Below are 3,583 nucleotides of genomic sequence, written 5' to 3' on the forward strand. Positions count from 1 at the left end.
TTATTAAAGCATTTCCAACCAACCTATTTAGATCATCCTCCCTACGTATTCCCACTGCTCCTGTGTCATAAGGAACATTATGTCCAATGTCTATTGCTAATATAATTTCTTTCATAAAATTTCACCTCCAATTAAAATATATGGCTTAAAACCATATATACTAAGAAAGGGGGTAATTTTTTATGAATTTTAATTATATAGAAACTTTAGTTGCTAAAGCTAAAAATGGAGATGTATCTGCAAAAGAAATTATTTTTAAGGAATTTAGACCTATGATATTAAATATCTCAAAAAGAACATTTGTCCATGGATATGACTTTTCTGATATAGAGCATGAATGTTATGCTACATTACTAAAATGCATAAAGATTTATGACTTAGATAAAAAGAGATTTGTTGCTTATGCTACCATGGCAATTAAAAACAACATTAATTATCTAATAAAAAAGACTTGTAATAGAAGCTCCTGTGAAGGCTCTGAGGCATTAATATTAAATGGAACCTTGGAGCATGTCCTACCATCAAATAATGAACCAGTAGATGTACAAGTTACTGATAGTATCCTAGCAAAAAGTCTTTATAAATATATAGACAAGCTGCCTGAGCAACATAAAGATATACTTAATTTTACACTTATAAATAATGGATCTCTTAAGGAATACTCAAAAAATCATAACATTAATTATCCAACAACGGTAAACATTAAAAATAGAGCATTAAATCAATTAAGAAAAGAAATCCTAACATGAGAAAAGTTATAGTAGAACCCACCTACTATAACTTTTCTTTTTATATATTAAGTTAATTAATATAGCATTTTATAAATTACAAAATAATTTTAATGCTGCAATATTATGAGTTGATATATTTTCCTGATGCTCTACTAGCATAGCTCTTAAATCATCAGTACAAATCCACTTTAAATGACCTTTGTTGCAATAATTTGCACTATTTACTTCACATAAAATAGTACTAGAAATAATTAAATTGTTATCATTATAGTTTTGGCTGACACAAAAGGGCTTAAATACTGTAAATATTTGTTCTTCATAGCTTAATTCATTACATTTATTTTCACCAAATATCTTTGTTACTTCAAACCCAATAGCTTTTAATTTACACCTTAAGTATTCATATACATTTTCACTTTCTTTAATAACTCCACCAGGTAATTCAAATATACTCTCATTAGCATGTTGCTTTTTATTCTCTTGCAGCAATATGTACTCTTTATCCTCTGTACACATTAAAGCTATAGCATTTACAACAAATTTAACACTCTTTTCTTTCTTTGTAAGAGCAATACTTCTAGGCATATCTACTCCAGTTGTAATATGACCTTCAGCCTTTAATTTTTTAATATGAGCATGTACTGCTGCTGTTGATTTAATATTAGCTAGCTTACATATTTCCCTAATTGTTGGTGAATACCCATTTTCCTTAATAAAAGTTTTTATAATCTCTAAAATCTCCTTTTGCTTTTCACTCACACTATATACCCCCTTCTTTATCCCATAATATAATTATACAGAACATATATTCGATTGTAAATTAAAAAGAAACTAAAAATAGCAATATTTTACTATTATACTTGTAATAATAGATAATGATTAACTTCAATATTGCAAGATCATTTCATCCATATATTCATTACAATTAATTACATTTATTCATGATTTGGCTCAAAGGAAACCTTAATAATTAATTCGCTTATCTATAATTTCTAACCAGTTTTTCTTCTCAATTTTTTTAACAATATAACTAATATTATTCTATAAATAGATAAACAAATTAATTGTTAAGTTTGAATTTAAAAGGGAATTCCATTCCCTTAAACCTATGGGCTCAAATCATGTTAATTATATCTAGTGGCAAATAAGAGCCTTTAATTTATCATGACACTATTTCATTCTTATACTTATTTATGCTCTTTAGATATCAGATAATCTATGCTCCTATTTGCTTTTCCAAAAAGGAAATAATTATTCCGTAAACGAAAAATAATGTACAAGCTATTAAAGCTAGTACATTATTTTTCACTTACTCCATAATTAAGAAATTGCAGTCCATCTTTTTCAAAGTTGGACAGAGTGGAAACTTTACTTGGTAAAGTAATAAATAAAAATATATATTACTTATAATTAATTCTGCTATTCTAATTGTTATAATTCTTCATGGGTTTAATATAGTAAATACATTTCTTTATTGCACAGTATATCTACTACCAATATTACCTTATTTACTATAACTGCTATATCCATATTAGATAATATTATTTTATTTTTTTTGGGCCCTTAATCCAACACCTAAAAGAAGTGCATGTTATTACCTAGTATTTCTAAGGCCAAAAAGGTTTCTTAAAATGAACCGAACCCTTTTTAACCTAAGAAATTCTACGGATTAAACATTTCTCTTTTAGGTAACCGTTGGGGGTCAATGCTCTTTTCCAGTAAAACTTTCATATCATGACCTACTAACTAATTCTTTCTTTTAAGGCTTTTTGCTCATAATCTATTTTATTATCTTTTAACTATTTTTAATCAAAACTTGCAACGCACCTTGTCCTTGCTGCAAAAAGTAGACAGGCAGCCTTGCTCCTCCACTTTTTGCAGCAGGGACACTTTTAGTAATATTTTCTTAGTTGCTAATTAGAGGACAGGAAGCCCTTCTAGTCCTCATTAGCACCAGTAAATATCACCAAAAGACGGTGCTAAGGGGGGACAGGCAATCAGCATTAACAAAAAAGTACAGGTAGCCTTACTAGTACCTTTTTGTCAATTGATAGAAAGCTAGTCCCCCCTTTGCAATTACTTTTCACGTTGCAGTCCCACTACTCATGGGACAGAGCGGAAATTTTTTTCAAAAATTAAATATAAAGTTTTGTGAAAATTTATTTTTTATCAATATTGTTACTCAAAATCTAATCGCTAAATTGGAATTTGTTGCTGTATATTAACTTCAAAAACTTTCCTATTGTTCTTCATCATTAGATTGTCTGTGATCAGATAAAACATTATCCTCTTCTGAATGGTCAATTAAGCCTTCTTCTAAACCTTTTAAAATAGCTTCACCCTCTTCTTTGTGCTTTTTACTCTCATCAATTTTCTTTTTCACAAGTGCAACTGTTGTCAAAATAATTGTTGCACCTATCGCACCTTTCGCAGTTCCGATTTTTACTTCTCTTTCAAAATAATCACCAATTCTTAAAAGGCCATCTTCCATGCTTCCATTCCCGATAAATTTTAATGCATGTGTCATTTCTGAAGCTGACTTTCCAGTTGAACTTAAAAAATCTAATATTTCTTTGCTTGTTTTGTTCATTTTTCAAATTCCTCCTTCTAATTAAATTCTTATTTATCGGGCAGTTAAAAAAATAACCTACCTCATAAAATATTACTATAATATTCAAACAATATTACTAATTATTAATAATTTATACTTCTTCTTTTAAAACCCTCTGTTTTTCAGTGGTTACTCATATTTCCACACTAAAAAAAGACTAATTTTTAAGTCTTACACATGTAAAATTAAATCTATAATTTAGAAAAAATTATAAATGCTAAGATAATAATGTACAGAGTTG

At 28.3% G+C, this 3,583-nt stretch carries 3 protein-coding genes; 1 reads left to right on the top strand and 2 read right to left on the bottom strand.

The genetic code is table 11. The features are described from left to right. Nucleotides 1–182: 182 nt before the first annotated feature. Entirely contained in the window at nt 183–749 is a 567-nt protein-coding gene (locus Q5O44_RS02905) for a sigma-70 family RNA polymerase sigma factor (protein ID WP_022166891.1), read from the top strand. A gap of 69 nt (nt 750–818) precedes the next feature. Here Q5O44_RS02905 and Q5O44_RS02910 read toward each other — a convergent pair whose 3' ends face one another. After that, nucleotides 819–1,490, bottom strand: a complete 672-nt coding sequence (locus Q5O44_RS02910; protein ID WP_022166892.1) for a LexA family transcriptional regulator — start codon at nt 1,488–1,490, stop codon at nt 819–821. A gap of 1,480 nt (nt 1,491–2,970) precedes the next feature. After that, a complete protein-coding gene (locus tag Q5O44_RS02915; RefSeq protein ID WP_022166893.1) occupies nt 2,971–3,321 on the bottom strand; it encodes a hypothetical protein in 351 nt (116 codons plus the stop codon). Nucleotides 3,322–3,583 lie beyond the last annotated feature (262 nt).

The organism is Clostridium sp. CAG:221, assembly GCA_000435835.1.
Taxonomy (GTDB): Bacteria; Bacillota; Clostridia; order Clostridiales; family Clostridiaceae; genus Clostridium.

Coding starts and splice junctions, on each gene's coding strand:
- Q5O44_RS02905 (WP_022166891.1), top strand. CDS start 183: ATGAATTTTAATTATATAGAAACTTTAGTTGCTAAAGCTAAAAATGGA.
- Q5O44_RS02915 (WP_022166893.1), bottom strand. CDS start 3,321: ATGAACAAAACAAGCAAAGAAATATTAGATTTTTTAAGTTCAACTGGA.